Annotated in this window: 1 pseudogene; it reads right to left on the reverse strand. The window is 66.5% G+C overall.

Annotated features, from left to right (window positions below):
* Positions 1-236 (reverse strand): annotated as a pseudogene (locus NVV99_RS26870) (glycogen debranching protein); the annotation flags it as partial.

Genomic DNA, 236 nt, shown 5'->3' on the forward strand with positions numbered 1-236 from the left:
ACGAAGACGTCCTCGACCGCGAAGCTCATGGCCTGCGCGAGCACGCTGTCCTCGGAACGCGCCGTCTTCATCTCCTCGAGCAACCACAGATAACGCGCGTATTCACGGGCGGTGGGTCGCTGGGTGGCGTCGGCGACGTGCTCGAGATCCTCGCGATGGAAGGGCGGCACCGGACCGGCGATACCGTTGGCGTACGCCGTATCCCAGCGCGGGGAGTTGTCCATGCCCGACTCCCA

It is taken from the genome of Rhodococcus sp. PAE-6, from assembly GCF_025290685.1.
Taxonomy (GTDB): domain Bacteria; phylum Actinomycetota; class Actinomycetes; order Mycobacteriales; family Mycobacteriaceae; genus Rhodococcus; species Rhodococcus pyridinivorans.